The sequence below is a fragment of the Polaribacter tangerinus genome, from assembly GCF_038024095.1.
GTDB lineage: Bacteria > Bacteroidota > Bacteroidia > Flavobacteriales > Flavobacteriaceae > Polaribacter > Polaribacter tangerinus.
In genome coordinates, this window is sequence record NZ_CP150668.1 from 2623591 (window position 1) to 2647562 (window position 23972).

The window sequence follows — 23972 nt, forward strand, 5'->3', positions numbered from 1 at the left end:
GTACGTTATACTAACGTAAACAAAAAAGTATGAATCAAAAAAATATTTATTCAGTAGCAATAGCAATCTTTAGTTTATTATTTATAGTAAGCTGCGGTGACGGAAATAAGTTTAAAATAGAAAAAGGTAGAGTAGGAGCTTTAAATGCCAAAACTACAATTCAGGAGTTAAGCACTATTTTTAAAAATGACTCTATTGTTAAGAATTTAAGCGAAGGCGCTTTAGGAGATAACTATTTTCAGGACGACGATGAATATTTGATATACGAAAAAGGGGGCAACCACTTGCTTACTATTGTTCCAAAAGAACAGCTAGATAGTTTGTCTACCATAAAAAGTGTAGAAATTCATGATGCACGATATACAACAACAACCAATTTAACAGTTAATTCTAGTTTTTCTGAGATTAATGCTAATAATAATATCAATAAAATAGAGTCTACCTTTTCTACGGCAACTTTGTTTATAGATGATTTTAACATTACAATTGCTATTGATAAGGAAGAATTGGGGCTTAGAGATTTTAGTACGCAAAAAGTATCTTTAGGTCAAATTCCAGATTTGGCAAAAATGAAGTCGTATGTTGTTTGGTTTAATTAGGGCATATCCTTGAAAAAAATAGTCATGCTTTCCACTATATCTTTTTGTGTTTTTTTTAGTAGATACAATTTTTAATTATCAAAAGGATGTTGTTTCAATCGTTAATGTAAAATTTTAGTTTTCTATGAAAAAAAAATACACTGTTCAAAAATCACCATTTGTAGTTCCCACTACAGATGGCAAATTAATAGAAGAACATTTTGGTAATGCAACCCATAGAAACTCTCAGTTAAGTTTAGCGCACATGATTGCTCCACCAAATTGGAGTGAGCCATTTCAAACCCCAGAATTTGTAGAATACACCTATATTATTAGTGGGAAAAAGCAATTTAACATTAATGGTGAGTTGATAGTTTTAGAAGCGGGTCAGTCTATAAAAATTGAAAAGAATACACGCGTTCAATATTCAAATCCTTTTTCAGAACCTTGTGAATATATTGCTATTTGTTTGCCTGCTTTTTCTATAGAAACAGTTCATAGAGAAGAGTAGTAGTAGCCTACTATATACTTACAGTCTTGGTATTTTAGAAAGTTTTCTATTTTTCTTTTTATCAATATAGTGCCTCAAAACACCACCTTTTACGTTGTTTACATCAAACTCTACAATAAAGGCATTCGGATCTATTTCTTGAACAATCCTATACATTTTTCTAATATCTATTCTGTTTACAATAGAGTGTATGATATCAAAATCATTCATTTTTCCATTATTTCCGAAACCAGAAGAGCCTTTGTAAATTGTGAGCCCTACACCCAATTCTAGCATAATTGCTTTTTTAATAATAGTGTTTTGTTTTGATACAATGGTAACTCCAATAAAATCTTCAAAACCTTCAATAACAGTATCGGTAACTTTTGCTGCAATTATATAGGTAAGAATAGAGTACAATGCTACTTCTACAGAAACTACAAAGGCAGTAATGCTAAATAATATAACATTGAATAGTAGTACTATTTTACCGATGCTAATTCCGAATTTATCATTTAGGTAAATACCTAAAATTTCCGAACCATCTAAAACAGCACCATTTCTTATGGCTATTCCTATACCACTTCCAACTAATAAACCACCAAAAATAGAAATGAGTAATTTATCATCGGTAATGGTTTCAAAATTTTCTAGATGTATAAAAATTGCCAATCCTAAAATACTGATTATAGACTTTACAACGATTCTTTTAGAAACGGTATAATATCCTAAAATTAGAAAAGGAATACTTATTACTATAAGTAAAATAGAAACGTTTAGAGGAATTTGAGTTTGTATTAACAGAGCTATTCCTGTTACACCACCGTCTAAAAATCCATTTGGTAGTAAAAAAGCTTTTAGTCCAATACTTGCAAGAAGTATCCCTACAAAAATTTGAAAGTATTCATAAAAGTAGGTACTAGCTTTTTTAGTATTCATTATTTTTAATTTCTTCTTTTACACGCTAAAAGAGTGTTTTTTAATAACATTGCAATTGTCATAGGACCAACACCGCCGGGAACAGGCGTTATATAATCGGCTTTTTTTGCCACTTCGTCAAAAGCAACATCACCTACCAATCTAAAACCATTTTTTTTAGAAGGATCTGCCATTCTAGTTATACCAACATCAATAATGGTTACGTTGTCTTTTATCATTGTTGCTTTTAAAAACTCTGGTATTCCAATGGCTGCAATAATAATATCTGCCTGTTGCGTAATTTGTGTTAAATTTTTTGTTCTACTATGGCACATGGTTACTGTAGCGTTTCCTACTTTTCTTTTTTGAGAGAGTAAAATACTCATTGGGCTACCAACAATGTGACTTCTACCTAAAACAACTACATGTTTGCCTGAAGTTTCTATGTTATAACGATCTAATAATTCTAAGATACCGAAAGGGGTGGCTGAGATAAAGGTAGGCAAATTTAATGCCATTTTTCCAACATTCGTTGGATGAAAACCATCTACATCTTTTTCTGGGTTAACGGCCATTAATATTTTTTGTTCATCGATATGTTTTGGAAGTGGTAGCTGAACAATAAACCCATCAATATCTTTGTCTATATTTAATATTTCTATTTCGTTTAGTAAGTCATCTTCGCTGATATTTTCTTCTAATCGAATTAATGTAGATTCGAAACCGACTCTTTCACAAGCTTTTACTTTGGCATTTACATAAGTTACACTTGCTCCATTATTTCCTACTATAATTGCTGCTAAGTGCGGTACCTTTTGGTCATTGTTTTTTAATTCTCTAACCTCTAAAGCAATTTCTTCTTTAATATCTGCTGCTGTTTTTTTACCGTCTAAGAGTGTCATTATGGTTTCTTTATTTCTATAAAATTAATAGTATTTGTTTACATGATTTTCTTGCAAACTTATTGCATACCTTTCATCATTTGCATCATTTTTTTACCACCGCCACCTTGCATCATTTTCATCATTTTACTCATTTGGTTAAATTGCTTCATTAACTGATTTACTTCTTGAATTGAGGTTCCTGAACCTTTTGCAATTCTTTTCTTTCTGCTCGAGTTAATAGTTGCAGGTTGACTTCTTTCAGAGGGTGTCATTGAATGTATAATTGCTTCTATCCCCTTAAAAGCATCATCATCAATATCAACATTTTTTAGTGCTTTTCCAGCTCCAGGAATCATGCCCATAAGGTCTTTCATGCTTCCCATTTTTTTTATTTGCTGAATCTGATTTAAGAAATCATCAAAGCCAAATTGATTTTTAGCAATTTTTTTCTGTAATTTTCTTGCTTCTTGTTCATCATATTGGTCTTGTGCTCTTTCAACTAAAGAAATAACATCTCCCATTCCAAGAATTCTGTCTGCCATTCTATCGGGATGAAAAACATCTATGGCATCCATTTTTTCTCCTGTACCAATAAACTTTATTGGTTTGTCTACCACAGACTTTATAGATAAAGCAGCTCCACCACGAGTATCACCATCTAATTTTGTTAAAATTACTCCATCAAAATTTAAGATATCATTAAAGGCTTTTGCAGTATTTACAGCATCTTGCCCTGTCATAGAATCTACCACAAATAATGTTTCTTGTGGTTTTATAGCTTTGTGAATGTTTGAAATTTCATTCATCATCTCCTCATCAACAGCCAATCGTCCTGCAGTATCAATAATAACCACATTTTTACCTGTAGCTTTGGCATGTTTTATAGCGTTTTCAGAGATTTCTACAGGGTTGTTGTTGCCTACCTCAGCATATACTTCTAAACCAATTTGTTCTCCAACTACTTGAAGTTGATTAATTGCTGCAGGTCTGTATACATCACATCCTACTAAGAGAACTTGTTTTGATTTTTTTGTTTTTAAATAATTAGCTAATTTTCCAGAAAAAGTAGTTTTACCAGAACCCTGTAAACCAGACATTAAAATTACGGTTGGAGCCCCTGCTAAGTTTACTCCAACAGTTTCTCCTCCCATTAAATCGGTTAATTCGTCTTTAACCAATTTTACCATCAATTGACCAGGGTTTAGGGTGGTAAGTACGTCTTGGCCAATAGCTTTTGTTTGTACTCTTTTGGTAAATTCTTTGGCTATTTTAAAGTTTACATCGGCATCTAGCAACGCTCTTCGTACTTCTTTTAAAGTTTCTGCAACGTTAACTTCTGTAATTTTACCGTGTCCTTTTAGGGTGTGTAAGGCTTTATCTAGTTTATCGCTTAAATTATTAAACATAAAATCTTTCTTTTTTTTGGAAACACAAATATATAAAATAACCGCTATTTTAGTATGGTTCTAAGGGCATTTTTTAGCCTATGATGCTTTTGAAAGTAAACTGCTGAAAAAGTTAATAATATGAATAAATGCTGCTAAGAGAAATAGTACTATAGAGGTGAAAAACCATTGTGTGTTACTGTTAATATTGCTTAAGGATGAAGTGTTTAAATTTTCATATCCATTTTGCAAATAGATAATTAGTAGTATTAACGAAATAGTTTGCAATATTAAATGAATAGCTGTTAGTATTTTCTTTGAAGGTTTTTCTGCCCAATATAAAGAAAAGTAGTTCATACCTATCATTATAAAATAAATTGTATAGAATAGGTACATTTCTTTGTGTCCCATATTTGTATAGTTGCCAAGAAATGGAATGCTAAAATAGCTATCATTATTTAAAAAGGCCAATATTAAAAGTAAAGGCGAAATTCCAAAAAAATAAATATGAGGCTTGCGAAGTATTTTAACAAATAAAGACATATTTATCTAGCGTGTAGTTTTTTTTATTCATTTTTTGGAATAAATAGTAATGCAGCTCCGTTTATACAATGGCGTTTTCCAGTAGTTTCTTTAGGTCCATCATCAAATGAATGTCCTAAATGGCCACCACAGGTACCACATTTTAATTCTGTTCTAGCGTAGCCAATTTTATAATCTACATCTAAAGCAACATTGCTTTTTATTGCACGGTCAAAAGAAGGCCATCCGGTACCAGAATCAAATTTATTTTCAGAGTTATATAATGGAGTTTTACAGGCAGCACATGCATAAATACCTGCTTTATAATTTTTGTTTAGTTCGCTAGAGAAAGGTTTTTCTGTTCCCGCTTCTCTTAAGATATAATACTGTTTTGGAGTTAGTAGTTTTTTCCATTCAGCAGCAGTTTTTTCAACTTTAAATTTTTTAGAATTAGATTTTGTATTTGTATTTTGAGCAGAAACGATTCCGTTAACTAGTATAGTGGCAATGATAAATAAGGCTATTTTTTTCATTAGATTTAATCTTATTAAAATAAAAATATTTTTTTGGTAAATATAGAACATGTAAATTTATGTTTTATTAATTATTCATTAATTTTCGTGACATTTTTAATTTAAAGTGTCATTACTATACACTTTAAAACTCAAAATTTAAAAAATGAAAAAAATAATCATATTATTTCTAATCAGTTTCATGTTTGTAGAATGTACTAAAGTGCCAATTACAGGCAGAAGTAGAGTTAATTTTGTAAGTGATGCTAAAGTTTTACCGGCTAGTTTTGCTCAGTATAAAGGTTTTTTAGCTGAGAACAAGTTGTCTGAAAATAAAGAAATGACCCAACAAATAAAAAATGTAGGAGCAAATATTTCTAGTGCAGTAGACCGTTTTATGAGAGCAAATAATATGACGGAAGAGGCAAATGCATATAAATGGGAATTTAATTTGGTGGAAGATAACACCGTAAATGCATGGTGTATGCCAGGTGGAAAAGTAGTTTTTTATACCGGAATTATGCCAATTTGTGCTAACGAAAATGGTGTAGCCGCTGTTATGGGACATGAAGTAGCTCATGCATTTGCAAAGCACGGTCAGGAGCGAATGTCTCAGGGTCAGTTACAACAAATTGGTGGTTTAGCAGTTGCCCTTGGTACTTCTGGAGAAAAGCAGAAAACTCAGCAAATTTGGAACACTGCTTTTGGAATTGGTTCTGGTTTAGGAATGTTAAAATTTAGTAGAATTCACGAGCAGGAAGCGGATAGGTTAGGAATGATTTTTATGATTATGGCCGGTTACGATGGAGAAGAAGCAGCCGAAGTTTGGGTTCGAATGAGTGAGAAAAGTGGAGGGAAAAAACAACCAGAAATATTAAGTACTCACCCTTCTAATGCCTCAAGAATTAAAGATTTGAGAGCTTATTTACCTACAGCAAAAATGTATGCTCAAAAATACAATACGGTACATAAAAAATAGCAGAAAAAGTTTTCCTATATTGTAAACCGTTCAGAATGTTCTGAACGGTTTTTTTTATTTGTGTAATTTTTACATCATAAAAAAAATTAAAAATCAACTTTACAAAAATGACATTTAAAAGAGGCGATAAAAAATTGATAAATGCCTGGGCATTCTACGATTGGGCAAATTCAGTATATTCTTTAGTAATTAGTACGGCAGTTTTTCCTTTATTTTACGATCTAATTACAAAAGACAAAACGATTCGTTTTTTAGGATTAAATTGGGATTATCCTGGTACTTTGTATAGTTATGCTTTATCGTTTTCTTTTCTAGTAGTAGCATTTATGTCGCCAATTCTTTCTGCAATTGCAGATTATACAGGAAATAAGTTAAAGTTTATGCGTTTTTTTTGTTGGATGGGAGGCTTATCTGTAATCGGACTCTTTTTCTTTAAAGATATTAGTACTGCTTGGGTTGGGATAACGTGTACTATTTTGGCAAGTATTGGTTTTTGGTCTAGTATTGTTTTTTATAACTCGTATTTACCTGAGGTAGCGTATCCTATGCAGCAAGATAAAGCAAGTGCCAAGGGATTTATTTACGGTTATATAGGTTCTATAATATTACTTGCTATTACTTTATTTCTAATAATGACACCAGAAGAAGATTCTTTAAAATTAAAGATGATGCGTTATTCATTTGTGATGGTTGGCTTATGGTGGATTGGTTTTGCACAAATTACGTTTTCTAAATTACCAAATAATATTTACAATAGAAAACCATCTAAAGAGTATTTATGGTCTGGTTTTAAAGCATTAAAAAAAGTTTGGTTTAGTTTAAAAGACCTACCAACTTTAAAAAACTTTTTAATTGCCTTTTTTTTATTAAGTGTTGGTGTGCAAACAATAATTTTATTGGCTACTATTTTTGGCTCATCTGAATTGGGTTTAGGAACTATAAACTTGATAATTACAGTATTACTAATTCAAATAGTTGCTATTTTTGGAGCTGCTTTATTTTCTAGAATATCCGAAAAGATTGGAAATTTTAAAGCATTAAAAATAACCATTTCTATATGGATAATTGTTTGCTTTTGTGCTTTTTTGTTAGAAAAAAATTTAAAGAATGTGTCCTTATATTTTTATGGTCTTGGTGGGCTTCTTGGTTTAGTTCTAGGAGCTATTCAGTCTTTAACACGATCTACATATTCTAAGTTATTACCAGAAACTAAAGATCATGCTACTTATTTTAGTTTTTATGATGTAACCGAAAAGATAGCTATTGTTTTAGGAACTTTTGTTTTTGGTTTTCTAATTTATCTAACCGATTCTATGCAGTGGAGTGTTTTATGTTTGGCACTATTTTTTGTGTTTTCTTTTATCATATTACATCGCCTAAAAAATACTGAACATGTTTATTAATAGAAAATTTTACGGATAAAAATAAAGATAAATACAAACAGAGAGTATCCAATAAAAAACGGTATTATATATATTTTTAGGTCTAGTACTAAAAATATAGCAATAAGAAGTAATTGAAACCCGAGTCCGAAAGTAGAAATCAGAGACATAAGCCAATTAGGAAACGGTTTTCCTTTTGATGCGTTTCTATCTAACGCATAAATTATTTCATCAAAAATGCCATATAGTGCTTTGTAAACTTTAAAAAGAAGAGTAACATTGTATTGTTTTTCTCCAGCTAATGCTGTAGGAATTTCATCTTCAAAAATTCTACTAGTAGTATCTCCATTGAAACGATTTCTTAAAATTACGTAGTAGTAATTATACAAAGTTCCTTGTAATTGAATTCCAAAAAAGGCCAGTAGCGCCCAGATAATGTGTACCTCGGTAAGATACCAAAGTGATATAAATATTATTAAGTTTAAAAGAATGTCTGAGATAGAGTCTAAAAAACGACCAGTATAAGAAGGCGTTTCTTTAATTCTGGCAAGTTCTCCGTCGGCAGCATCTAAAATAGATTTAAAAATTAAAAAGAATGCCGACGCCCAGTAATATTCTTCAAAAATACAATAAATACCAATTAAGCCAGATATTACAAAAGCAATGGTTACATCTACCGGTGTATATTTTGTGTTTTTTAAAGAATTGGCAATAACTCTTGCGATAGGTCTACCATAATCAGATAAATCTACAAACTGGTGTTCTTTTGGTAATTTAGACATGAAAGTGATTTTAATTTATGCATTCTATCACTTTTGAAAAAAGTAAAACAGCGTAAATTCTAAAAATGTAAATGTAGAAAAAGCCATTAGTTTAAAAAAGTATATATTAAAATAAAAAAAAAAGTGCTGAAAATCAGCACTTTTCTTAAAGTAATAAGAATTACGAACTATTATTGTACTTGTAAAGAAAAAGTTACTTCTACGTCGGTACTACCACCAGCAGCAATAGGGCTTCCAGTATTTGGTTTAGTAGGTTCGTGTTTTAAAATAATAGTAAAACTACCAGAACCTGCACTACCAGTTGTTAGTGTAGTTTCGATACCAATAGGATTTCCATTTCCATCTACATCGGTTTTTGTAACAGTTAGACCAGCAATTGAAGTTTCATAAAAGAACTCATGTTCATCTCCTTCTGTTTTTACTTCTTGTGTAATGTCTTCTGCTGGAGATTCTGTTTTATTTTCTAGCTTTATAATTCCTGTATATGTAGTATTTGCTACTAATGTTCCGTTTGTTATAGCCGGGTTGTTACCAGCATCACCATCTAAATCTTCCCAAACTAATGTAACGTTGTTGTTTCCATTTGTTAATGTATAGGTTACGGTGGTTATGAGTTCTTCTTCATGGTCGTGGTCATGGTCGTCATGATCATCAGAACAACTAGTAATTGTGATACTTAAAATAAATAATAAGGCAATTAATTTTATAGTTTTCATGTTGTTTGTTTTTAATTTTATAGTTTTCATTTGTTATTTTTAAAAGTTGTAATTCAGTTTTAAATTAAAGTTTCTACCTACTTCATCTGCAAAAAAACGAAGCCTATTTAGGTTTTCTCTATATGCTACATTAAATATATTATTAATAGAAAAAGCTAATTTTAAAGTTGCTTTATTAGCGGTTTTAAAAGTTGCTGAACTATAAAAATTGAATAATGAATAGGTAGGTGGTGTTGTGCTAATATCTACAAAAACATTTTGTTGAGTAGTAGCGTTAAATGTGTAAAAATTATAATCGGGAAACCTATTTTGTTGTAAAACTGTTTTATGATTTACTTGTAAAGTTAACCGATTTAATTTTTCATTTGTATACGAAATTGTATTCGTAAAATTTGTCGAAGGCATGTGTATCAATGCTTTTTCTTCAGACAAATTATCTCCTTGCAACAAACTTATATTTCCTTTATAGAAGAATTTTTTTGCTATTTGTTTGTTAACATCTATATCTACTCCAAATATTTGGGCATTAATTTGCTGGTATTCCCATACTGGAAATGCACCTCTAATAGTGGTTGTAATACCTACAGGAACTAGCTGAATAAATCCATTAATATGTTTGTAATACGGACTTATAGAATAGCCAAAATTAGTATTTACTTTTTCTAAAGAAAGCATAAATTTATTGGCAATTTCTTTTTCAATAGTAAGCAAACCAATTTCTATTCTTGCTGCAGAATGGTGAAGCCCATCGCTAAATAATTCTGAAGGATTAGGAATTCGTGAAGCCAAACCATAATTGGCAAGTAGCGAAACATCTTGATGTAAACGTTTCGAAAACCCTAAACTTGTAGAGAAGTTATGAAATGTATAATTTGGGTTTGTAAAAACCCTGGTGCCATTTATAACTCCTGTTTCAAATTCGGGAAATAACTCGTCGTAATTAAAGGTTTCGTTCCAGTCGGTAATATTGTACAGCTTTTTTGCATCAATTTTAGAAAAATCGTAGCGTAAGCCAGCACTTATAGCGGTAGATTCGTTTAATTTATAATCGGCTACAGAGAAAATACCTAATTCATACTTGTCAAAATCTGGAATTAAAGCACTTGTCCCTGTTCCAGAAACGGCATCATTTTGTTGATAACGCACTAAAAAACCAGTTTCTAATTTTAGGTTATCAAGGGTTTCTAATTCTAAATTAGCTTGTAAAGTGTTGGTAAACAACCTTAAATCTACTACAGGTATATTACTTCTGTTGCCTCTTCGTAAATCAAATTCTTTCCTTCTGTTTAATTGTACATCGTACTGAACGGATAATTTTCCTAGATTTTTAAATCGTTTGTATCCTTCAATTTTTCCTAAATGATGATTAATAGTTTGTTTAGGAAAATCTATATTATACGAGAAGTCTTCGATTACCCTTGGTTGTTGACTATTAATAGCGTTAACCAAATCGTTTACATTACCAATATGAGATGATTGTAAAATTGCAAATTGATTATTTACAAAGCTATAGTATGCACTTAATCCTTTTTCGTAAGTGTTGTAACCAATTCTTAAAGAGGTATTTATGCTTTTAAGGCCACTATTTGTTAATATATAATTTGGCGATTTAAAATCTCCAAATTGTTTATAGTTTGCCTGTATCTTTGCATAAAAACCAGATGCATAAGTTTTTACTATTTCAGAATTTATATTTCCACCCAAACCATTACTGTTAAAAGATGTTGCTAAATTCCCAAAAAGCGAATCTTTTACTGCATATTTTTTTGGTTGAATTAAAACTAAACCACCAATAGCATCGGACCCATATTTTAAACTATTTGCACCTTTAATTACAGACACTTTTTCGTTGGCATTAATATCTATATTAGGTGCGTGCTCATCGCCCCATTCTTGGTCAAACATTCTTACGTTGTTATTTATCAGAAGTAATCTACTGCTATGCAAACCATGTATCATCGGTTTTACAATACTGTTTCCTGTATTTAGAGAAGATACTCCGCTTAAAGTATTTAAAGCATCGCCTAAAGATTTGTCTGAAAAATTATTTAGATTATCTTTCTTTAAACTTTTCTCGATACTTGTAATTGCTGCTTTAGAGGTTGCTTTTACAACCACCTCATTCAACTCATTTAAATGATGTTCTAAAAATATTTCTTTGTAAAAATTTTTAGTGATATCTATAGTAAGTCTTTTAGTGTCACAAGAAATATGTTTTATTTCTAATTCAATTTTTTGAGCACATAAGTTTTTAAATTCAAACAAACCATCCATGTTAGAAGATGTAAATTTGTTGATGCCAATAATTTGAACAGATGCACCAATTATAGGTGTATTGTCGTGAAAATCGGTAATTTTTCCCTTAAAAGTTAATGTGCAATCTTGTGCTTGAATTGTTGTGAATAGTGCACACAAAAAAGCAAATGCTAAAAATCTTTTTATCATTTTAGTAATCAATAAATTAAATAAATATCTAAATAAGTATTTAAGCTATTGATGGTGGGCCTCTTAAAGAAAAAGGTAATTGATAATGATTTTTTTGATAAGAATAAGTAGTTACTAACTGCTCATTGTAGTAACGTTTATTAGAGTCTGAAAAAGCGTTTTCTTGAAGGTAAGAGTCTGTTTGTTTTATGAGGTGCAAACTACAGTCTGCATCTTTTTCATGCAAATGTGTTTCTACTTTAGAAATACAAACACCATGTTCATGATTGCTAAATGCATGAAGTGATAGCACTATAAGTGGCATTATAAAAAGTGCCAGCAATAAAATACTTATATGTTTGTTATTTTTTTTGATATTATTTCTTTTTTCTAATTTTTAAATTTAACATTTCTACACCTAACGAAAATGCAATGGCAAAATACAAATATCCTTTAGGAATAGCACCTACTTTTTTGTTAAAAATTTCTGTTTCTGATAAATGAGCACCTTCGGTAATCAACATAAACCCAATTAGAATTAAAAAGGATAGTGCTAACATTTGTATTGTTGGGTTTTTGTTTACAAAAAGGCTAATTGGTTTAGAGAAAACCATCATGATAACTATAGATATTATCACTGCAATTACCATAATAGTTAATGCACCATTAATACCGTTTGTCATTCCAACAGCAGTTAAAATACTGTCGAAAGAAAAAACAATATCTATTAATATAATTTGAAAAATTACACTTGTAAATGAAATTACTTTAGGTGATTTTATCAAATCTTCTTCATGTGTATTTTCTACTTTCTGACGAATTTCTTTTGTGCTTTTGTAAATTAAAAATAAACCACCTAGAAATAAAATAATACTCTGACCGGTAATAGCTGTTTGAAACCAGTCTAACTCTACGATTAAAAATGGGTCTTTTAATGCAATTAAGTAGGAAACGCTAAAAAGCAATATAATTCTTATTATCATTGCTAAGGCTAAGCCTAAAAGTGTTGCTTTTCGAACTTTGTTTTCGGGTAACTTATTAGCAGAGATAGAAATGAAAATAATATTATCAATCCCTAAAATTATCTCTAAAAAGGTAAGCGTAATTAAAGCGACCCAAGTATCTGCATGGGCAAATATTTCCATATTACTTTATTTTGTAGACAGTACCGTCAGTTTTAAACTTGCTAAAGCCAATTTTAGCGGTAAAATTATAGGAAGTATCTGTAACTTTAGTAATTTGAACATAAATTGGCTCTTTGTCTAATTCCTTTTTTGGAGATTTCATTTTTAGTGTATAGAAAAAGTTATTTTTCCATTCTATATATAATGTATCAATGTGTTTTACTAATTTTTCTTCAGTAATACTATCATTAGAAATAGATATAATTTTTTCGTACTCTTCAACTTGTAAACTATCCACTCTTGTTATGGTGGTTTTACCATAACTCTCTCCTGCAGGAACTTCAAAAACACCTTGTTTAAACCTATCGGCATCTTCTTTCATAGATGTGTTACAAGATGCAAAAAGCGTTAAAACTAAAATTATAAGACTATTTTTAACTATATACAAATTTTTTTCTTTCATCATATACCAGTATAATTTGCGGGTGTAATTGCTTTTAACTCCTCTTTAATTTCATTAGAAACATGTAAAGAATCTATGAAGTTAGCAATAGAATTTTGGTTTATTTTCTCGTTTGTTCTGGTTAACCCTTTTAATACTTCATAAGCATCCGGATAAGCTTCTCTTCTTAAAATTGTTTGAATTGCTTCTGCTACAACTGCCCAATTATTTTCTAAATCTTGCTTAAACTTTTCTTCATTTAATAAAAGTTTATTCAATCCTTTAAGGGTAGAAGTAAATGCAATAATTGTATGACCAAAAGGTACGCCAACATTTCTTAAAACAGTACTGTCTGTTAAATCTCTTTGAAGTCTAGAAATAGGTAATTTTGCAGATAAATGTTCAAAAATGGCATTTGCAATACCTAAATTTCCTTCAGAGTTTTCAAAGTCTATAGGGTTTACTTTGTGTGGCATAGCAGATGAGCCTACTTCACCAGCTTTAATTTTTTGTTTAAAGTAATCCATAGAAACATAGGTCCAAAAATCTCTATCTAAATCTATAATTATATTGTTTATTCTTTTTAAACCGTCAAAAAGAGCCGCTAAATGATCGTAATGTTCTATTTGTGTGGTAGGAAAAGAGTGATGTAAACCTAGTTTTTCTTCAACAAATTTACTTCCAAATTTTTTCCAATCTATATTTTTATATGCAACTTTATGTGCATTAAAATTTCCTGTAGCTCCACCAAATTTTGCAGCACTAGGTATATCGTTTAGCAGGTTAAATTGTTCTTTTAATCTTACTACAAATACGTTAATTTCTTTTCCAAGTCTTGTAGGAGAAGCTGGTTGCCCGTGAGTTCTTGCTAACATCGAAACTTTTTCCCATTCTTTTACTAAAGTTTCTAATTTTTTTAAAAGATCTTGGTAATGTGGTACAAAAACATCGTTCATAGCCTCTTTTATAGAAAGAGGTATTGCGGTATTATTAATGTCTTGAGAGGTTAATCCGAAGTGAATAAACTCTTTATATTTCTCTAAATTAAGCGCATCAAATTTTTTCTTAATAAAGTATTCTACAGCTTTAACATCATGATTTGTTATTTTTTCGATATCCTTTATTTGTTGTGCATCTTCTGCAGAAAAATTTTTATAAATATTTCTTAGCGTATTAAAAAGAGAAGAGTCGAAATCTGATAACTGTGGTAGTGGAATTTCACAAAGTGCAATAAAATATTCGATTTCTACTAAAACTCTATATTTTATAAGAGCTTCTTCTGAAAAATAATTTGCTAATTGTGCTACTTTACCTCTGTATCGCCCGTCTATTGGGGAAATGGCATTTAATGCTGTTAAGTTCATTTTATTGTTTTGAAAAACCACAAAAATAAGGATTAAAAGACATTTATTATTACCATTTAATTAATTTTTTCCATAAAAAAATACTATCATTCTGTTATTTCATTCTTATGAAGCTGCATTAAAATTTGTTTACCTCTTGCTTTACAACCTTTGCTTTCGTGTATAATTTTTGAACTAATTAAATGTTTCAATTCTGTATGAACCCATTTTTGATTTTTACCAAAATGGTAAAGACTTGTCATGGTGTAAGCTTTAACAGCAGTTTTTTGTGGTGTTATTAACCATTCAAATCCCGCACTAATAATGTTATTTATGTGAACTTTAGTTAAAAAAGTATGTATTTCTTTCGAATCTTTTTGTTGATAGGCAATAGCTAAATGTTCGCAAATTTTTGCACATGGTCTAATAGCGCTATCAAATTGTAATGTTTTTAATTTTTGCGTAAATTCTGTTAAAAAGGGATAAATCATTAGCAAATTATGGTGTGTACATATCCACTCTAAAATCCAGGCAGCTTTTATAGATATTTTCTCATTTACTGTAAAAGTAATATCAATAATATCTTTAAATAGTGATGTGTCAGCCATAATTTCAATAGCAATTCTTTGCCTATTCTCTATGCTTGCATTATTCATTTTAGAGAGAAGTGATAGTACATAAGATGATTTCATTTTTACTTTTTAGTGTATATTTGTATTTTCCCTAATTACATTATTTGAGATGATAAATATAAAAAGACTCTTTATTGTTTTTACCTTTCTATCTTGTTTTTTTACGAGTGAAATAGTACAATCGCAAAAAACGAATCAATATAATAGTAATAACGAACGAACTGGTGTTTGGAAAAAATACTATCCTAACAAGAGAATTCGTTATACAGGTCAGTTTAAAAACGGAAAAGAAATAGGGGTGTTTAAGTTTTATGATATTAAAAGTTCTAAACATCCTATCGCTATAAAAACTTTTTCTGAAAATTCAGATATTGTAATGGTACAATATTTTTCTACAGATGGAAATTTGAAGTCAGAGGGAACATTAAAAAATCGTTTACGTGTTGGTTCTTGGAGATATTACTACCCGAACGGTGTTTTAATGTCTGAAGAAAGTTATAATGAAAAAGGAGCTTTACATGGGCCAAATGTTGTTTATTATCCTAATGAACAAATAACGGAATTTTCTGAGTACGATAACGGGGTTTTAAATGGAGTAGTAAGTAAATACTCAAGCAAGGGTATTTTAATAGAAGAGTTAACCTACCAAAATGGTCAGCTAAACGGTATGGCAAAGTTTTTCGAATTGAACGGAAATATCAAAGAAGCTGGTTTATATAAAGATGGTATGCGTTTAGAGGGTTGGAAATATTATATTGATGGCGAAATTACCACAAAGAAAAAGCAAAAGACTAATTATTCTACAACTAAAGATAATTAATTTTTATATCGATTACTTAACATCAAACTTCCAAAAAGTACTTAATTCGCAGGAAGAAAAATCAGATTCTAATTCTTATCTTTGCAACCTTAAATTTAAAGCATGAAAAGAGTAGTAGTTGGTCTTTCTGGTGGTGTAGATTCTAGTGTAACGGCCTATTTATTAAAAGAACAAGGTTATGAAGTTATTGGTCTTTTTATGAAAAATTGGCATGATGACTCTGTAACTATTTCCAATGAATGTCCGTGGTTAGAGGATAGTAACGATGCAATGATAGTTGCAGAAAAGTTAGAAATTCCTTTTCAAGTTGTAGATTTAAGCGAACAATATAAAGAACGTATTGTAGATTATATGTTTGCCGAATATAGCAAAGGAAGAACACCAAACCCAGATGTTTTGTGCAATAGAGAAATAAAGTTTGATGTTTTTATGGACATTGCAATTCAGCTAGGTGCAGATTATGTGGCTACTGGTCATTATTGTAGAAAAGATGAAGAAATTATCAACGGAGAAGTAACCTATAAATTATTAGCAGGAAAAGACAGCAATAAAGATCAATCTTATTTTTTATGTCAACTATCTCAAGAGCAATTATCAAAAGCACTTTTTCCTGTAGGAGAATTAACAAAGCCAGAAGTTAGAGAAATTGCAAAAAAGGCTGACTTAATTACTGCAGAAAAGAAGGACTCTCAAGGATTGTGTTTTATAGGTAAGGTTAGGTTGCCAGAGTTTTTACAACAAAAACTACAACCAAAAGAAGGGGTTATAATAAACATTCCCTCAACAGATTCTCAGTACTTAGAACAACAATTTAGTGTATCTTCCTCCGAAAATGAACTAGAAGCATTGTCTCGAAAATACACTTACACCAAAGAAAGTGGTAAAATTGTAGGAAAACATAACGGAGCACATTACTATACAAAAGGACAAAGAAAAGGCTTAAATGTTGGAGGCACAAAAGAAGCACTGTACGTTATAGATACCGATGTAGATGAAAATATCATATACACAGGAGAAGGGAAAAAACATCCTGGTTTGTACAGAAAAGGCTTGTTTGTAGCCAATCAAGAAATGCATTGGATACGTGAAGATTTAAGTCTAAATATTGGCAATTCTATGAGTGTTGAAGCGAGAATTAGATACAGACAACCATTAGAAAAAGCCACCTTGCACAAAGTAAAATCTGGTATGTACGTAATTTTTGAAAAGGAGCAATCTGCCATACAAGAAGGACAGTTTGTTGCTTGGTATAATAATGATGAATTATTAGGTTCGGGTGTTATTTCTTAAACTGATTATTTAATAAATAGTAGTTTCCTAAAAGCCTTCTTGGAGTAACTTAATTCTCTAAAAACTTTTTTAAAGCCGTTTTAATTGGTATTTTTAAGCATTGATATCATTTTTTATGAAAAAAATATTATTTATTAGTTTTCTTACTTGTTCAATGTCTATTTTTGGGCAACAAGAAGATGCTTGGATATTTTTAAAAGACAAGCCTAATGAGTCGTTTTTTTTAAACAATCCTCTAAAAATGCTTTCACAAAGAGCTATAGATAGGAGAATTGCTCAACAAGTAATGTTAAATAATGTAGATGTTCCAATAGATAGTTTGTATTTTGCGACTCTTAAAAGTATAAAAAACGTATCTATTCTAGGGAAGTCTAAATGGTTAAATGCAGTTCATGTAAAGGCTCCAAAAAAAACAATAGACAGTATATTTACATCACTTTCATTTACTCATAAAATTGAGTTTGCAGATAAATCTTTAAACAATTTGTCTAATAAATCTACAAGAACTGGCTATCACAAAAAGCATAATAATCATAAAAATAAATTAAATTCTTTAACAGCAGTATTTAATTATGGTGCTGCTAATACCCAAATTAAAATGTTAAACGGACATTTTTTACATAATAAAGGGTATACAGGAAAAGGACAAATAATTGCAATTTTAGATGCCGGTTTTCCAGAGGTAAATACTTTACCAGCATTTCAAAGAATTAGAGCAAATAATCAAATTTTAGGAGGCTATAATTTTGCGGATAGAAACACTAATATTTATTCGAGAAACAATCATGGAACCCATGTATTATCTACCATAGCAGGGTATTTAAAAGATCGTTTTTTAGGCACTGCACCCGATGCAGAATTTTATCTTTTTATTACAGAAATAGAAGAGTCGGAAACTGTTTTAGAAGAAACTTTATGGGTAGAGGCAGCAGAAAAAGCAGACAGTCTTGGTGTAGATGTTATAAACACCTCTTTGGGATATAGTACTTTCGATAATTTTAAGCATAACTATTCATATGCCGATATGGATGGTAAAACTACTTTTATCTCTAGAGGCGCCAATATAGCGGCTAGTAGAGGTATTTTAGTTGTAAATTCTGCTGGAAATTCTGGTAATGATAGTTGGAAGTATATTACGGCACCTGCAGATGCAGAGAATGTAATTTCAGTTGGTGCTATTAATAAAGATAGTATTATTGCCTCTTTCAGTTCTTTTGGTCCAACTATTGATGGTCGTATCAAACCAGAAATTTTAGCATTGGGAGTTAATTCGGCAGTTGTAAACGCAACGAACGGCAATATTTCTTTAGCAAACGGTACATCGTTTTCATCTCCTATAATGGCAGGTTTAATAGCTTGTTTAAATGGTAAAGAAGTGGTTTATACTAAAACATCCAACGCTATAAATGCACCTATAAAAAATTACTTTTTAAAAAAATCTTTAATTGAATCTGCAGACAAGTTTTTAAATCCAACAGCACAATATGGATTCGGAATTCCAAATTTTGAAACTGCATATTTAAACTATACCGACAGTACAAGTAGTATAAACGAATCTACCTTTGCCTCGATTAAGGTAGTTCCAAATCCTATAGAAAAAGAGTTTTCTATAGTGGGTTTTACCAATACAAATAGCACTTTTGATATAAAAGTATATACAATTTTAGGAGAAGTAGTGTACCAAAAGAGTGCCTCATCAACTAGTGAAATTCACAAATTAAATGTAAGTAGAGGTTTTTATTTTCTGAGTATTAAACAAGGAAAATTAGAAAAAATATTAAAAATTATAGTAAAATAATGAAAAATAGAATCACCAATTTATTTCAAATTAAATATCCTATTATTCAAGGAGGCATGATTTGGGTTTCTGGTTATAAATTAGCAGCTGCTGTTTCTAACGCAGGTGGTTTAGGGTTAATTGGTGCTGGCTCAATGTATCCAGATGTTTTAAGAAGGCACATTCAAAAGTGTAAGAAAGCAACAACAAAACCTTTTGGTGTAAACATTCCTATGCTGTATCCAGAAATAGATAAAATAATAGATATCGTTATAGATGAAGGCGTTAAAATTGTATTTACTTCTGCTGGCAATCCCAAAACATATACCTCTTTTTTAAAAGAAAAAGGAATTACCGTTGTACATGTTGTAAGTTCTGTAAAGTTTGCAAAAAAAGCAGCAGCAGCTGGAGTAGATGCGGTTGTTTGTGAAGGTTTTGAGGCTGGCGGACATAATGGGAGGGAGGAAACAACCACTTTTACACTTATTCCGATGGTGAAACAAGAGTTAGAAATACCTCTTATAGCAGCCGGAGGTATTGCAACAGGAAAAGGAATGTTAGCGGCAATGGTTTTAGGAGCAGACGCCGTTCAAATAGGAAGCAGGTTTGCGGCAACCTTAGAATCATCCGCGCATAAAAGTTTTAAAGAAACAATTATAAATGTAAAAGATGGAGATACAGCGCTTACTTTAAAAGAGTTAGCTCCTGTTAGATTGATTAAAAATAGTTTTTACGATAAAATTCAAACGCTTTATAAAAGTAATCCTTCATTAGAAGAGCTACAAGATTTATTAGGAAGAGCAAGAGCTAAAAAAGGAATGTTTGAAGGAGATTTAGACAACGGAGAGTTAGAAATAGGTCAAGTGGCGGGTTTAATTCACAATATTATATCTGCAGAAGAGGTTATAAAGGAACTAGTAACCGATTATAATATTGCTAAATCTCTGGTTGCTAGTATTTAATATTTTTTATAAATATTTATATTTATTAACATTTATTAATTTATTTGGCACTATATTTGCAAAACAATAAGTGTTGTTCGTAATTAAACAAACAGCATATTTAATATTATCATTATGAATAAAGGTACCGTAAAATTTTTCAATGAATCTAAAGGATTCGGATTCATCACTGAAGAAGGAAACAACAAAGAGCATTTTGTACATGTGTCAGGTTTAGTAGACGAAATTCGTGAGAACGATGAAGTTGAATTTGACTTACAAGATGGAAGAAAAGGATTGAACGCAGTAAACGTAAGAGTTATATAATTATATATTATTACTAGTTAAATTTTTATCTAAAAGCCTATCAAGTTGATAGGCTTTTTTTTATGCAATAATTTTAAAGTAAAAAAAAAACTCAAAATTAAAGAACTTTGAGTTTTTATATGGTATGTGGTTATAATTTTCTATTTTGCAGGAAGTACCTTTCCGATACATTCTCCAAAACCTATTCTAACCTTATCGTTTTTACAGTGTGCTCGCATAATAACTGTATCGTTATCATTTATAAACTTACGAGTTGTACCATCTTTTAAGGTAATTGGGTGTTTCCCTTTCCAAGTAAGTTCTAGCATAGAACCAAAACTGTCTTTTGTAGGTCCAGAAATTGTGCCAGATCCCATCATATCACCAGATTCTACTGGGCAACCATTTACAGTATGGTGGGCCAGCTGTTGAGCCATTGTCCAATACATATATTTAAAATTAGAATTGGCAACAATGGTTTCTTCACCATTTTCTGGCTGAATACCAACTTGTAAATGAATATCGTAACTTCCTTTCCCTTTTTGTTTTAAGTATGGCAATGGCTCGTGAACTTGTTTAGGGTTTTCTGTTCTAAAAGGTTCAAGAGCATCTAAAGTAACAATCCAAGGTGAAATAGTGGAAGCAAAACTTTTTCCTAAAAATGGTCCTAGAGGTACATATTCCCAAGCTTGAATATCTCTTGCAGACCAATCATTAAATTGTACCAATCCAAAAATATACTCTTCTGCTTCTTCTATAGGTATTCTTTCTCCAAGTACATTAGCATCGGTGGTAATAAAAGCCATTTCCAATTCAAAATCTAATAATTTTGAAGGTCCGAAATTAGGAACATTACTTCCATCTGAAGGTTTTGTTTGTCCGTATGGTCTTCTAACAGGAACACCAGAAGGAATAATAGAAGAGCTTCTACCATGATAACCAATAGGAATGTGAAGCCAATTTGGGAGCAATGCATTTTCTGGATCTCTAAATAAAGAACCTACATTTGTGGCGTGTTCTTTACTAGCATAAAAGTCTGTGTAGTCTCCAACAGCAACAGGCAAGAGCATTTCAACCTCATCCATTCTAAATATAATTTTGTCTTTGTGTGCTGCGTTATCTCTTAAAATTCCGTTGGTAACATCAAAAACTTCTGCAATTCTATTTCTTACTAATCGCCATGTTTTACGACCATCAGCAATAAAATCATTTAAATTATCTTGTAAAAATATGTCATCTGTTAGGGGAATTCCATCAAAATAACCTAATTGATGAAAAGCACCTAAATCGATAGCGAAATCTCCAATTCTACTTCCAATGGTAATAATATCATCTCTAGTAATAAAAACTCCGAATGGAATATTTTGAATGGGAAAGTCTGAATTTTTAGGAACTTTTAACCACGATTTTCTATTAGGATTGTTGGCTGTTATAATCATGTTTTATTTTCTTAAATTTTATCAAATCTATGCAATTTTTTCTCATTTTTAAAATGAAAAATCATGAATAACTTATTTTTAACATACCTTTTTTTACAAATAAATAATTTTTAATAACTTTCTAAAAATAAGTAAGAAACTTAATTTTTACCTATTCGTTTTTTATTATTTTTGATGCTCATTAAAAACAACTATAATGCAACTAGATAACCAAATTTTTGATCTTATTCAGGAAGAAAAAGAAAGACAGTTAAACGGCTTAGAATTAATAGCTTCGGAAAACTTTGTTAGCGATCAGGTAATGCAAGCTCAGGGTTCTATTTTAACCAACAAATATGCAGAAGGATATCCTGGAAAAAGATATTATGGTGGATGTGAAATTGTTGATATTGTTGAGCAAATAGCTATAGATAGAGCGAAAGAATTATTTGGTGCCGAATATGTAAATGTTCAGCCTCATTCTGGTTCTCAGGCAAATACAGCAGTATTTTTTGCTTGTTTACAGCCAGGCGATAAAATTTTAGGATTTGATCTTTCACATGGAGGACATTTAACTCATGGATCTCCCGTAAATTTTTCAGGAAAATTATATGAGCCAGTTTTTTATGGTGTAGAGGAGGAAACAGGAGTTTTAAACTATGATAAGATTCAAGAAATTGCAGAAAAGGAAAAACCAAAATTAATAATTGCAGGAGCCTCTGCTTACTCTAGAGATGTTGATTTTAAGCGTTTTAGGATTATAGCAGATAGTGTAGGAGCTATTTTAATGGCAGATATTTCTCATCCTGCAGGTTTAATAGCCAAAGGAATTTTAAACGATCCGCTACCACATTGTCATATTGTTACCTCTACTACGCATAAAACATTACGTGGGCCAAGAGGAGGAATTATAATGATGGGAAAAGACTTTGATAATCCTTTTGGACAAAAGTTAAAAAATGGTAACCTAAAAAAAATGTCAACCTTGTTAAATTCTGCTGTATTTCCAGGAAACCAAGGTGGTCCGTTAGAGCATGTTATTGCAGCAAAAGCTATTGCTTTTGGAGAGGCTCTTACAGATGAGTTTTTAGAATATCAAATTCAAGTAAAAGAAAATGCGGCAGCTATGGCAAGAGAGTTTGTAGCTAAAGGATATAATATTATTTCTGGTGGTACCGATAATCATTGTATGCTTATCGATTTAAGAAATAAAAACATTTCGGGTAAAGATGCTGAAATAGCATTGGGTAAAGCAGATATTACCGTGAATAAGAACATGGTTCCGTTTGATGATAAATCGCCTTTTGTAACCTCAGGAATACGTGTTGGAACTCCTGCAATAACAACAAGAGGTTTAAAAGTTGCAGACATGAAAACTGTAGTTAATTTTATCGACGAGGCTATAACCAATGCAAATAATGATGAAGCTTTACACGAAATTGGAGATAGAGTTGCAGAGATGATGAGTGCAAGAAGACTTTTTGTAATGTAAAAAAGTACTAAAACATTTAAAAACAAAAAAAGCATTAGGTAATTTTACTTAATGCTTTTTTGTTTTTGTAAAACTTTTTTAATTTACATCTCCATAGAATGATACACATTTTGAACATCGTCATCTTCTTCTAATTTCTCCAAAAGTTTTTCTACATCAGCTTGTTGCTCTGCAGTTAATTTTGTGGTGGTTGTTGGTATTCTTTCGAAGCCAGAAGATAAAATTTCTACATTTTTTTCCTCAAAATAAGATTGAATAGCACCAAATTGCTCAAAAGGTGCGTAAATAATAATTCCTTCTTCGTCATCAAAAACTTCTTCAACTTCAAAATCTATTAATTCGAGCTCTAGCTCTTCCATATCAATTGTAATGTCTTCTTTTTTAACAGTAAAATTACATGTATGGTCAAACATAAAAACTACAGAACCAGAAGTACCTAAACTGCCATCACATTTATTAAATGCTGCTCTAACATTAGCTACTGTTCTATTATTGTTATCAGTTGCTGTTTCTAATAATATTGCTATTCCATGTGGTGCATACCCTTCAAATAAAACTTCTTTATAGTTAGCCGTATCTTTATCAGTAGCTTTTTTTATGGCTCTCTCTACATTGTCTTTAGGCATGTTGGCGGCTTTTGCATTTTGTATAACCGCTCTTAATCGAGAGTTTGTTTCTGCATTTGGCCCACCTTCTTTAACAGCCATTACTATATCTTTACCAATTCTAGTAAAGGTTTTAGCCATAGCAGACCAACGTTTCATTTTTCTTGCCTTTCTAAACTCGAATGCTCTTCCCATTTCTAATTTCGTTTT

At 30.9% G+C, this 23972-nt stretch carries 25 protein-coding genes; 10 read left to right on the top strand and 15 right to left on the bottom strand.

The genetic code is table 11. The annotated features are described in order from the left end of the window. Positions 1–29 precede the first annotated feature (29 nt). Positions 30–599 (top strand): hypothetical protein, encoded by a 570-nt coding sequence (locus WHD54_RS11510; RefSeq protein WP_088324778.1) that lies wholly within the window; start codon positions 30–32, stop codon positions 597–599. A 124-nt stretch (positions 600–723) separates the two neighbouring features. After that, the gene (locus WHD54_RS11515; protein ID WP_088324777.1) at positions 724–1089 is read left to right on the top strand and encodes a cupin domain-containing protein; all 366 of its coding nucleotides are present in this window, start codon (positions 724–726) and stop codon (positions 1087–1089) included. Positions 1090–1107: 18 nt separating this feature from the next. Here WHD54_RS11515 and WHD54_RS11520 read toward each other — a convergent pair whose 3' ends face one another. From WHD54_RS11520 to msrB, 5 genes are all read right to left on the bottom strand, one after another. Then, complete coding sequence (locus WHD54_RS11520; protein WP_088324776.1) at positions 1108–2007, bottom strand: YitT family protein; 900 nt, start codon at positions 2005–2007, stop codon at positions 1108–1110. A gap of 5 nt (positions 2008–2012) precedes the next feature. Beyond that, positions 2013–2888, bottom strand: coding sequence for a bifunctional methylenetetrahydrofolate dehydrogenase/methenyltetrahydrofolate cyclohydrolase FolD (gene folD, locus WHD54_RS11525; protein ID WP_088324775.1), 876 nt, complete (start codon positions 2886–2888; stop codon positions 2013–2015). 59 nt (positions 2889–2947) lie between these two features. Further along, positions 2948–4276: a signal recognition particle protein gene (gene ffh, locus WHD54_RS11530; RefSeq protein WP_088324774.1), complete on the bottom strand. Its 1329-nt coding sequence runs from the start codon at positions 4274–4276 to the stop codon at positions 2948–2950. Between the two features lie 78 nt (positions 4277–4354). Beyond that, positions 4355–4798, bottom strand: a complete 444-nt coding sequence (locus WHD54_RS11535) for a hypothetical protein (protein WP_143744283.1) — start codon at positions 4796–4798, stop codon at positions 4355–4357. A gap of 23 nt (positions 4799–4821) precedes the next feature. After that, positions 4822–5310: a peptide-methionine (R)-S-oxide reductase MsrB gene (gene msrB / locus WHD54_RS11540; RefSeq protein ID WP_088324849.1), complete on the bottom strand. Its 489-nt coding sequence runs from the start codon at positions 5308–5310 to the stop codon at positions 4822–4824. A gap of 145 nt (positions 5311–5455) precedes the next feature. On the opposite strand from msrB, the gene WHD54_RS11545 reads away from it, so the two are divergent. Together WHD54_RS11545 and WHD54_RS11550 are read left to right on the top strand one after the other, a co-directional pair. Next, positions 5456–6268 (top strand): M48 family metallopeptidase, encoded by an 813-nt coding sequence (locus WHD54_RS11545; protein ID WP_088324772.1) that lies wholly within the window; start codon positions 5456–5458, stop codon positions 6266–6268. A 107-nt stretch (positions 6269–6375) separates the two neighbouring features. After that, on the top strand, positions 6376–7671 hold the full coding sequence (locus WHD54_RS11550) for an MFS transporter (protein WP_088324771.1): 1296 nt from the start codon (positions 6376–6378) through the stop codon (positions 7669–7671). Here the strand turns inward: WHD54_RS11550 and WHD54_RS11555 are convergent. From WHD54_RS11555 to WHD54_RS11590, 8 genes are all read right to left on the bottom strand, one after another. After that, positions 7668–8432 carry a CDP-alcohol phosphatidyltransferase family protein gene (locus WHD54_RS11555; RefSeq protein ID WP_088324770.1) on the bottom strand — a complete coding sequence of 255 codons (765 nt, stop codon included), beginning with the start codon at positions 8430–8432 and terminating at the stop codon, positions 7668–7670. The genes WHD54_RS11550 and WHD54_RS11555 overlap by 4 nt on opposite strands. A gap of 170 nt (positions 8433–8602) precedes the next feature. After that, positions 8603–9148, bottom strand: coding sequence for a type 1 periplasmic binding fold superfamily protein (locus WHD54_RS11560; RefSeq protein WP_088324848.1), 546 nt, complete (start codon positions 9146–9148; stop codon positions 8603–8605). Between the two features lie 39 nt (positions 9149–9187). Further along, a complete protein-coding gene (locus tag WHD54_RS11565; protein WP_088324769.1) occupies positions 9188–11593 on the bottom strand; it encodes a TonB-dependent receptor in 2406 nt (801 codons plus the stop codon). A gap of 40 nt (positions 11594–11633) precedes the next feature. Further along, positions 11634–11897, bottom strand: coding sequence for a hypothetical protein (locus WHD54_RS11570; protein WP_088324768.1), 264 nt, complete (start codon positions 11895–11897; stop codon positions 11634–11636). 52 nt (positions 11898–11949) lie between these two features. After that, on the bottom strand, positions 11950–12717 hold the full coding sequence (locus WHD54_RS11575; protein ID WP_088324767.1) for a TerC family protein: 768 nt from the start codon (positions 12715–12717) through the stop codon (positions 11950–11952). A gap of 1 nt (position 12718) precedes the next feature. Further along, positions 12719–13162: a hypothetical protein gene (locus tag WHD54_RS11580; protein ID WP_233131026.1), complete on the bottom strand. Its 444-nt coding sequence runs from the start codon at positions 13160–13162 to the stop codon at positions 12719–12721. Then, positions 13159–14502 carry an adenylosuccinate lyase gene (gene purB / locus WHD54_RS11585; RefSeq protein ID WP_088324766.1) on the bottom strand — a complete coding sequence of 448 codons (1344 nt, stop codon included), beginning with the start codon at positions 14500–14502 and terminating at the stop codon, positions 13159–13161. Before purB ends, WHD54_RS11580 begins: the two co-directional genes overlap by 4 nt. Positions 14503–14588: 86 nt before the next feature. After that, positions 14589–15173: an adenylosuccinate lyase gene (locus WHD54_RS11590; RefSeq protein WP_143744282.1), complete on the bottom strand. Its 585-nt coding sequence runs from the start codon at positions 15171–15173 to the stop codon at positions 14589–14591. A gap of 49 nt (positions 15174–15222) precedes the next feature. On the opposite strand from WHD54_RS11590, the gene WHD54_RS11595 reads away from it, so the two are divergent. From WHD54_RS11595 to WHD54_RS11615, 5 genes are all read left to right on the top strand, one after another. After that, a complete protein-coding gene (locus WHD54_RS11595; RefSeq protein ID WP_088324764.1) occupies positions 15223–15933 on the top strand; it encodes a toxin-antitoxin system YwqK family antitoxin in 711 nt (236 codons plus the stop codon). Between the two features lie 102 nt (positions 15934–16035). Next, positions 16036–17223 (top strand): tRNA 2-thiouridine(34) synthase MnmA, encoded by a 1188-nt coding sequence (gene mnmA / locus WHD54_RS11600; protein ID WP_088324763.1) that lies wholly within the window; start codon positions 16036–16038, stop codon positions 17221–17223. A gap of 115 nt (positions 17224–17338) precedes the next feature. Further along, complete coding sequence (locus tag WHD54_RS11605) at positions 17339–19021, top strand: S8 family serine peptidase (RefSeq protein WP_088324762.1); 1683 nt, start codon at positions 17339–17341, stop codon at positions 19019–19021. Next, entirely contained in the window at positions 19021–19962 is a 942-nt protein-coding gene (locus WHD54_RS11610; RefSeq protein ID WP_088324761.1) for an NAD(P)H-dependent flavin oxidoreductase, read from the top strand. Before WHD54_RS11605 ends, WHD54_RS11610 begins: the two co-directional genes overlap by 1 nt. A gap of 114 nt (positions 19963–20076) precedes the next feature. Further along, entirely contained in the window at positions 20077–20268 is a 192-nt protein-coding gene (locus WHD54_RS11615; protein WP_036821181.1) for a cold-shock protein, read from the top strand. Positions 20269–20408: 140 nt separating this feature from the next. Here the strand turns inward: WHD54_RS11615 and fahA are convergent, their stop codons facing one another. Continuing rightward, on the bottom strand, positions 20409–21686 hold the full coding sequence (fahA, locus tag WHD54_RS11620) for a fumarylacetoacetase (protein ID WP_088324760.1): 1278 nt from the start codon (positions 21684–21686) through the stop codon (positions 20409–20411). A 196-nt stretch (positions 21687–21882) separates the two neighbouring features. On the opposite strand from fahA, the gene glyA reads away from it, so the two are divergent. Next, on the top strand, positions 21883–23157 hold the full coding sequence (glyA, locus tag WHD54_RS11625; RefSeq protein WP_088324759.1) for a serine hydroxymethyltransferase: 1275 nt from the start codon (positions 21883–21885) through the stop codon (positions 23155–23157). Between the two features lie 83 nt (positions 23158–23240). Here the strand turns inward: glyA and WHD54_RS11630 are convergent, their stop codons facing one another. Further along, positions 23241–23957 (bottom strand): YebC/PmpR family DNA-binding transcriptional regulator, encoded by a 717-nt coding sequence (locus WHD54_RS11630; RefSeq protein ID WP_088324758.1) that lies wholly within the window; start codon positions 23955–23957, stop codon positions 23241–23243. Positions 23958–23972: the final 15 nt, after the last annotated feature.

Excerpts from the sequence above, each read along its gene's own strand:
- WHD54_RS11510 (WP_088324778.1), top strand. The coding sequence starts at position 30 with ATGAATCAAAAAAATATTTATTCAGTAGCAATAGCAATCTTTAGTTTA.
- WHD54_RS11515 (WP_088324777.1), top strand. The coding sequence starts at position 724 with ATGAAAAAAAAATACACTGTTCAAAAATCACCATTTGTAGTTCCCACT.
- WHD54_RS11520 (WP_088324776.1), bottom strand. The coding sequence starts at position 2,007 with ATGAATACTAAAAAAGCTAGTACCTACTTTTATGAATACTTTCAAATT.
- folD (WP_088324775.1), bottom strand. The coding sequence starts at position 2,888 with ATGACACTCTTAGACGGTAAAAAAACAGCAGCAGATATTAAAGAAGAA.
- ffh (WP_088324774.1), bottom strand. The coding sequence starts at position 4,276 with ATGTTTAATAATTTAAGCGATAAACTAGATAAAGCCTTACACACCCTA.
- WHD54_RS11535 (WP_143744283.1), bottom strand. The coding sequence starts at position 4,798 with ATGTCTTTATTTGTTAAAATACTTCGCAAGCCTCATATTTATTTTTTT.
- msrB (WP_088324849.1), bottom strand. The coding sequence starts at position 5,310 with ATGAAAAAAATAGCCTTATTTATCATTGCCACTATACTAGTTAACGGA.
- WHD54_RS11545 (WP_088324772.1), top strand. The coding sequence starts at position 5,456 with ATGAAAAAAATAATCATATTATTTCTAATCAGTTTCATGTTTGTAGAA.
- WHD54_RS11550 (WP_088324771.1), top strand. The coding sequence starts at position 6,376 with ATGACATTTAAAAGAGGCGATAAAAAATTGATAAATGCCTGGGCATTC.
- WHD54_RS11555 (WP_088324770.1), bottom strand. The coding sequence starts at position 8,432 with ATGTCTAAATTACCAAAAGAACACCAGTTTGTAGATTTATCTGATTAT.
- WHD54_RS11560 (WP_088324848.1), bottom strand. The coding sequence starts at position 9,148 with ATGAAAACTATAAAATTAATTGCCTTATTATTTATTTTAAGTATCACA.
- WHD54_RS11565 (WP_088324769.1), bottom strand. The coding sequence starts at position 11,593 with ATGATAAAAAGATTTTTAGCATTTGCTTTTTTGTGTGCACTATTCACA.
- WHD54_RS11570 (WP_088324768.1), bottom strand. The coding sequence starts at position 11,897 with ATGCCACTTATAGTGCTATCACTTCATGCATTTAGCAATCATGAACAT.
- WHD54_RS11575 (WP_088324767.1), bottom strand. The coding sequence starts at position 12,717 with ATGGAAATATTTGCCCATGCAGATACTTGGGTCGCTTTAATTACGCTT.
- WHD54_RS11580 (WP_233131026.1), bottom strand. The coding sequence starts at position 13,162 with ATGATGAAAGAAAAAAATTTGTATATAGTTAAAAATAGTCTTATAATT.
- purB (WP_088324766.1), bottom strand. The coding sequence starts at position 14,502 with ATGAACTTAACAGCATTAAATGCCATTTCCCCAATAGACGGGCGATAC.
- WHD54_RS11590 (WP_143744282.1), bottom strand. The coding sequence starts at position 15,173 with ATGAAATCATCTTATGTACTATCACTTCTCTCTAAAATGAATAATGCA.
- WHD54_RS11595 (WP_088324764.1), top strand. The coding sequence starts at position 15,223 with ATGATAAATATAAAAAGACTCTTTATTGTTTTTACCTTTCTATCTTGT.
- mnmA (WP_088324763.1), top strand. The coding sequence starts at position 16,036 with ATGAAAAGAGTAGTAGTTGGTCTTTCTGGTGGTGTAGATTCTAGTGTA.
- WHD54_RS11605 (WP_088324762.1), top strand. The coding sequence starts at position 17,339 with ATGAAAAAAATATTATTTATTAGTTTTCTTACTTGTTCAATGTCTATT.
- WHD54_RS11610 (WP_088324761.1), top strand. The coding sequence starts at position 19,021 with ATGAAAAATAGAATCACCAATTTATTTCAAATTAAATATCCTATTATT.
- WHD54_RS11615 (WP_036821181.1), top strand. The coding sequence starts at position 20,077 with ATGAATAAAGGTACCGTAAAATTTTTCAATGAATCTAAAGGATTCGGA.
- fahA (WP_088324760.1), bottom strand. The coding sequence starts at position 21,686 with ATGATTATAACAGCCAACAATCCTAATAGAAAATCGTGGTTAAAAGTT.
- glyA (WP_088324759.1), top strand. The coding sequence starts at position 21,883 with ATGCAACTAGATAACCAAATTTTTGATCTTATTCAGGAAGAAAAAGAA.
- WHD54_RS11630 (WP_088324758.1), bottom strand. The coding sequence starts at position 23,957 with ATGGGAAGAGCATTCGAGTTTAGAAAGGCAAGAAAAATGAAACGTTGG.